This window comes from Niallia sp. CD-39, assembly GCF_059874745.1.
The window spans coordinates 142013-148112 of the sequence record NZ_JCBCPS010000007.1 but is presented as its reverse complement, the minus strand read 5'-3'; the positions used below and the strand labels follow the sequence as shown (position 1 = coordinate 148112).

Annotated in this window: 12 protein-coding genes; all 12 read right to left on the bottom strand. The window is 42.4% G+C overall.

Going from position 1 to position 6100, the window contains the following annotated elements:
• Window positions 1-866 (bottom strand): tape measure protein (locus AC6F34_RS15010; protein WP_500773548.1); only part of this gene is annotated, 866 nt, incomplete at its 3' end.
• 146 nt (window positions 867-1012) lie between these two features.
• On the bottom strand, window positions 1013-1330 hold the full coding sequence (locus tag AC6F34_RS15005) for a hypothetical protein (RefSeq protein ID WP_500773546.1): 318 nt from the start codon (window positions 1328-1330) through the stop codon (window positions 1013-1015).
• A gap of 32 nt (window positions 1331-1362) precedes the next feature.
• A complete protein-coding gene (locus AC6F34_RS15000; RefSeq protein ID WP_500773544.1) occupies window positions 1363-1818 on the bottom strand; it encodes a hypothetical protein in 456 nt (151 codons plus the stop codon).
• Window positions 1811-2434 (bottom strand): hypothetical protein, encoded by a 624-nt coding sequence (locus AC6F34_RS14995; protein ID WP_500773542.1) that lies wholly within the window; start codon window positions 2432-2434, stop codon window positions 1811-1813. Before AC6F34_RS14995 ends, AC6F34_RS15000 begins: the two co-directional genes overlap by 8 nt.
• The gene (locus AC6F34_RS14990) at window positions 2415-2822 is read right to left on the bottom strand and encodes a hypothetical protein (protein ID WP_500773540.1); all 408 of its coding nucleotides are present in this window, start codon (window positions 2820-2822) and stop codon (window positions 2415-2417) included. The genes AC6F34_RS14995 and AC6F34_RS14990 overlap by 20 nt, the downstream gene beginning before the upstream one ends.
• A complete protein-coding gene (locus AC6F34_RS14985) occupies window positions 2816-3124 on the bottom strand; it encodes a hypothetical protein (protein WP_500773538.1) in 309 nt (102 codons plus the stop codon). Before AC6F34_RS14985 ends, AC6F34_RS14990 begins: the two co-directional genes overlap by 7 nt.
• 96 nt (window positions 3125-3220) lie before the next feature.
• A complete protein-coding gene (locus AC6F34_RS14980; RefSeq protein WP_500773536.1) occupies window positions 3221-3595 on the bottom strand; it encodes a hypothetical protein in 375 nt (124 codons plus the stop codon).
• 56 nt (window positions 3596-3651) lie between these two features.
• Window positions 3652-3840 (bottom strand): hypothetical protein, encoded by a 189-nt coding sequence (locus AC6F34_RS14975; protein WP_500773534.1) that lies wholly within the window; start codon window positions 3838-3840, stop codon window positions 3652-3654.
• A gap of 526 nt (window positions 3841-4366) precedes the next feature.
• Entirely contained in the window at window positions 4367-4576 is a 210-nt protein-coding gene (locus AC6F34_RS14970; RefSeq protein WP_500773531.1) for a helix-turn-helix transcriptional regulator, read from the bottom strand.
• A gap of 86 nt (window positions 4577-4662) precedes the next feature.
• Window positions 4663-5193: a hypothetical protein gene (locus AC6F34_RS14965; protein ID WP_500773529.1), complete on the bottom strand. Its 531-nt coding sequence runs from the start codon at window positions 5191-5193 to the stop codon at window positions 4663-4665.
• 265 nt (window positions 5194-5458) lie between these two features.
• On the bottom strand, window positions 5459-5878 hold the full coding sequence (locus AC6F34_RS14960) for a helix-turn-helix domain-containing protein (RefSeq protein ID WP_500773527.1): 420 nt from the start codon (window positions 5876-5878) through the stop codon (window positions 5459-5461).
• Window positions 5879-5892: 14 nt separating this feature from the next.
• Entirely contained in the window at window positions 5893-6099 is a 207-nt protein-coding gene (locus AC6F34_RS14955; protein WP_500773525.1) for a helix-turn-helix domain-containing protein, read from the bottom strand.
• Window position 6100: the final 1 nt, after the last annotated feature.

The following is a 6100-nucleotide window of genomic DNA, read 5'->3' as shown; positions in this document are numbered from 1 at the left end:
GCGAAGGCTTCCGCGATTGGGCGGATTTGCTCAACTAGCGCCGGTAGCTTGCTAAATTGGTCGCCAAACCATTTCATGCCGGCCTGTAGCGCTGGCTTATGAGGCTCGATTAATTTTGCCATCGTGTTAGATATGTTAGAGCGTAGGCTGTCGATATGACCAGTCCAAGTCTCCTTCATTTTCTCCATAATACCGTCCATCGATTTCGTAGTTCCGGCTAAGCCTGTTGTACCTTTCTGCATCCCTTCGACTAGCTTATCAATGGCTGTAGCGCTATCAATTGCACCCGATGATATAGCCTTCCTCATTTGGTCGGTAGTTTTACCGTATTGATTGGCTAAAATTAGTAAAGCGGGCACTCCGCCACTTTGTAGACGATTAATTTCTTCTAAACTGACTCGTCCGGCAATCTGCATTGCACCGAATGCGTCACTTACTTGATTTAACCCTTGCGCACCTTTACCGGTCGCCGCAGCCGCGTCACCAATCGCTTTCATCGTCGGAACGACCTTTTCCTCCGCCATACCGAACGCATAAAGATTCCGCGCAGTTTCCGCAAGGTCGGGGAAAGCAAATGGCGTCGTCCGCGCAAACGCAAGTACGTTATCCATAAACTTTTCCGCCTTTTCGGTATCACCGCCCATCATAACGGACATTGATACGTTCGAGTTTTCGAGCGACGATAGACGGTTCATACCGGCGTTAAAAAGACTAGCACCGCCCGCTAGTCCCGCGCCTGCCGCAAGACCTCCAAGGATAGACTTGACGGATAATAGTGGCGCTTCGAGTCCGCTTTTAATCGAGCCGCTCATGCCGGATACTTGCTGATTGATACGGCTCATTGCGCGCCCTGCCGTTTGTTGCATCTGACTGAATCCACGCCCGACCGAACCTACTGACGTTGCTAATCTGCTAGTCATTCGTTGCATACGATCCGTACCTTGCGTTACTCTGCGCAAGCGATTACTGAAACGATCTTCGAGGGATAAGACGGCTTTTAAATTAACGGCCATTAGTTATCCCACATCCCGCGCAAGATACGGTCGCTCTTTTGTAAGCACCTGTCTGCATTTCGCAAGTAATTTCGCGCAAGGGACTTGTTACCGTGATTTACCGCATGGCAATAGCGCAGATAGTTATCAATCATTTTTTTATGCTCCTGCCTCGCTTTGATCTGCGCAAATGTGTCGTCTTGCTCGTCCAATAGAGCGCGGTGCTGCTTAAATTCCTCGATAATTCTCGTTGGCACATGGTTCGGATGGTCAACGAGTTTCTCAATAGTGGTCACGATTTTGTCCATAACCTTCGGGTACTTCTCCCAATTTTCCATTTCGATTCCTCCTTAAACGTAAAAAAGACGCCTTAATTGGCGCCTTCTCTTGTGAGTCGTTCTAGTTTTGCATAGCGAGCAAGATTTTCCGGTGAAGGAAACTTGCGCGTATATTTTTTGGCGAGCATTAAGTCGCTTGCCGATACTTTTTCAGCCTCCGCAGCTAAATCTTTAAGTCTGCGCTCAATCTGTCTATCGTCCAGATGTTCATTTTTTAATCGATACTCGTCATAGTCCCGTCGATCTTGCATCATCGCATAACGCGTCTTTGCGTGTTCGTCTGCGTCAGTGGCTTCGGCTTCTTTTTTTAGCTGCGCGACGTATTCTTCGGAAGGATGTTCGTTAAACGGTCGGCTATCGCTAAATGCGTCCTGTACAAGTGATTGATAATTATGCTTTGCAGTTGCTAGTCGCGCCATTTTATCAATATGTCCGTTTGCCATGCGCTCCATTTCGGTTAACTTTGAGATTGACGTAAACTTAGTCATTAAAGCTCGCCTCCTTCATATGCCTAAATGTGCCAGGCAATTCGCCTCGTTTAAGAAGTTCCATGTCGCGGTCGGACATGTAGTAATACTCTTCCTCACTTTTCCACTGAAAAGCGACAGTCTCTCTTTTGTACTTGTAGTCATTCCCAAGCACTCTAAAAATATCGTCACGCAAAACCTCAAATTCCTTTACCGCGGCGTGGTAATCTAAACATGCCTTTGCATACTCAACTTTTGCAATTGCCATCCGTTCTTTTACACCGTCAAAACGTTTTTCTCTGAACTCAGGCGCTACTACCTTATTAAAATGCTCTAACAATTGATCCTTTGTAATTGCGCTACTTTGTTGCAACTGTAAATATGCCGTATACTCAGCTTTGCGGATATCTACAACCTTACGTGCCGCATCAATTTTACCTAGTAACGTAGACGCATCTGCATCGACATTTTTTCCGGTTTTTACGCTGCCCTCAATTAGTAGTTGATACTCGGTTTTAAGTTCAGCAAGCGCTGATTCCGCTTCTTGGACAGCTTTTTGGTATTCTGTTCTCTTTTTAGCTAACTCAGTATTATCAGATTCCCATTGCTCTAATAGCTCATTTTTTACTGTTGTCATAATTAATTCCTCCGATTTTATCAATTAATTTTGTTAATATATCGCAAATCCATTGGCGCCACCTTGCTAGTTCAACCGCGTCCGGATCGCTAATATCATATAAATCTAGTAATATATCCGCATTATGCTTAATCGCTCCTGCTGTACAAGAAGTATCACTTTGATGCTTAAACTCTGCGCCAATACCGACCACGCCGAGCAACCGACCGTAAATATCACGATTGCTTGTCATTACATGCGTTACTTTCATTTCCACCAATAGCTCGATAGCATCGTCGATCCCTTCAAAAGGCGTAATTAGCTGATCTTTAAGAAAAGCGCCATCATAGGCATTAATAACAAGTAAGTCCATGTCCTGCAATCGCTCAATGTTGACTATCGCTAACATATCTCATAACCCTGTTGCTTCAATTTCCCTTTAAACTCATGCTCGGCCGCCCATACTCTTGATCTATTAGTTTCGATTACTCTCACATTTATCTCATGTCTCGCAATTTCTTCGTCAGTTAGAGCGTCAATCGCGCTAAATATCACATTGGAATAGACTGAGCCGAATGGCGTCTTAGTTTCCTTTTTTACAATAGCTTTGCGGACAGGTATAACCGGAATAGCTTGGACGGCAGGATTAGCGACCATTGTCCGCACCGGATCAACCACCTCCGGATTGACTAATTGACGGCTCGTAATCATAATATAAACTTCCTTTTCTTATAAAATTTCAAGAAGAACGTCACGTTGTCCTGACCCCTTTCAATTGATTAATAGTTTTCTGCGATAATAAGTCGACTAGCTTAAAACCCCGTCTAATCGCGGTTCGTCGCTTTCGTTTCTCTCCGCGCATTCTATCGCCTCCCCTTTCTTTTGCATCTGCGCCTTGACCTCGTTCGCATCTTTGTTGCCGATTTTACAAACGACGAGGCCGTTATATTTCCGCGCATGGCTAATTGCACGATCGATCGTATCTGCAATCGCGTTGTAAATATTGCCGTGCTTGGTCGATTTGCGCTCAAATGCGATCATTTCGCCGGCGCTTGTACTAATCTCCCACGATGTCCAATAGCCGCAATCAATCGGCTGTACGTCGTAGTTGATATAAGCAACATTCCCCGCAAAGAACTCGCTCGTCCGGCCACAAATCGCTTGTCTCTCGTAATATCCCATGTTTTTCCCTCCGTAGTTGCCATAATACTTATGAACTTGATAAATGCACTCCATTTTTACACCGCCTTACGTCGTGATTTTCGGTTATCCATGACTAACCGGGGCAAAATTGCGTCGATTGTTTGACGCGATATATAATGCCCGAACAGATAATCAATCGTTTTGCCGTCGTCAAATGTTACGCGCGCCGTTTGTGGCTTGCGCATTGTGGCGTCGCCTTTGATTAACTCGTATTTAAAAGCCATCGTTATCCCTCCCGTGATGGAAAATAAAACATTAAAATCGACAGTTTGGATAGATAGTACCCGACCCTCATTTTGACGCTCTATAAACGTTGATATGACGCGGTTTATCAGAAGCTATTTTCCATCACTTACCCTTGCTCTGCTTATTCCTCCAAAAATGTGTGTAACCAACAGATTTTTAATAAAATCAACGGTTTTTAGGCGTTAAAAAACCGTTTGAGTATTACGCTTAGGGTTCGCTCCTAAAACGCCTCAAACGGCTTCATTTTGCTTATTTTCTGTCACTCTGAACATTCGCTCGGCGGAACGTCTTTGTTCGACCGGAATCTTAAATTGCACGCCTATCAGCCGACCATGTTTATAATAATCCGCCATAATCGTCCAATCCTTTTTATAACGCTTGATCCGGCGGATTAAATCGCGGTTTTCCGTGTAGCCTGCGAGCCAGCCCGTCTCTATTTTCCAAATTTCATTTCCCGTAAGTCATTCTCCTTTCCGAGCAAAAATAAAAAAGACTATGAAGTCTTTAATTAATTCGGCGCATCTTATCATAAAAATCTGTAAAGCCAGCATCAATCGGAACTCGCGCAAGCTTAGCTTTAATTCGCGGCGTGATATCTAAACTTTTTGTCTCAATCCGACCTATTGTAGTGGTCGATACCCCTAACAACTTTGCAAACTCCGTCTGACTCATATCCATATAGTATCGCAGCGCTCTAAACTTCTCGGCAGTCATTTATCATTTCCCTCCTTTTTATTACTTTCACCCCTAAAAATAAGGGCTTGTCTGATACCTTCTCACTAATACCTTTTTGTCGCCGTTTAAATTTTTCTCTTCTTTTTTTCTTTTTCAAAATAATTAAGACTGGGATCATCCATATGCTTATGTTTAGGCTTAACACGATTCCCATCTCCTAAAGAATCTTTTTGGAATGAAACAAAATTCATTAAGTCTACCCCTCTTGGTACTTCGTACTTCCATGAGATTTTCATCATGCTGTATTCATTGATCCAAAAAGGATACTCATGCCACCAATAATAATCATCAACTAGCTTTCGTTTTCTAGGTTTTGGATTAACTAGCGCTTGTTGTTCTCTCTGTATCTGCTTTTGTATCGTTTTTTTCGAGGTATGACATTCGTCTGAACAAGTTTTTTTCGTGTTTCGCAGACTGTCATCGCGCCAGTAGTAATTACAAACTAGACAACGTTTAACTCTCTTATCTTTTTGATCATGTAATTTTCCACTATTAAGCTTTGCAATAATCGGTCTTGCTTCATTCATTGTCATTCCTTTAGTAAACTGACGCGCAAATTCAATAGCTCCTAACCCAGGCTCAATACTTCCTTTCATCCAATCTCCCCCATGTTCTATACAGTTAAATTTTATACGTATGCTTGTCTCTCTTATCTTTTATAAAAGTTCTTATTTGCGCAGAAATATATTACTTATAATTGGTAGCATCTATAACGAGCGATAGCGAGTTATAGGTGCAACGTAATTATTAATAAGTAAATCTAAGTAAGTAAATCTATATAACAGCTAAAATTTAACTGTATATACGTATAAAATTTAACTGTATATACGTATAAAATTTAACTGTACGATGATTTCTGCCTTATTTAGCCCATCTTTGTAAGCTTGCTGCTTTAGATTCTAAGAGCTTCTTCTCATGTTCATCAAACTTTTTTTCAGCCTCCGGAAACTTGCGAAAAAATACATCCTTGTCCTTAATTGGCGCAAACGGAATATACACGTTATTTCTCGCGGCCCCGACATATGTCTTTTTAACCTCAACGAGTCCCACCTCTTTTAGAGTAGCAATTTGCGTTTTCACACTCGACTCACTTAGTCCTGTATCTTGCGCAAGTTGCCAATACGTCGGAAATGCGTATCCATAATCGTCATTGTAGTAAGCCATAATAGACTCATAGACTACAATCGTGTTGCCCGTAAACTTAGGACAGTACATGTATAATCTGCGCAGGCTATTCGGACTTTTTGTAAAATCCTCCGTAATATTAAACGTATCCCCCATGTTTTTACTCCCTCCTATACACTTTTAAAAAACTCTCGACATTTGCTGATATATTCAGCGCCAAAGTGATCGATTAGTCTCTTACTGACCCTTGCGCTGATATTTTTCTTTTCGTGCTCAATTAGGCATATTAACGTTTTACTTACGCCTAAGATGTCCGCCATCTGCTGTTGAGTTAAATCGTTTGACTGGCGAATAAAGCGGATTAACTTTGCGTTCATT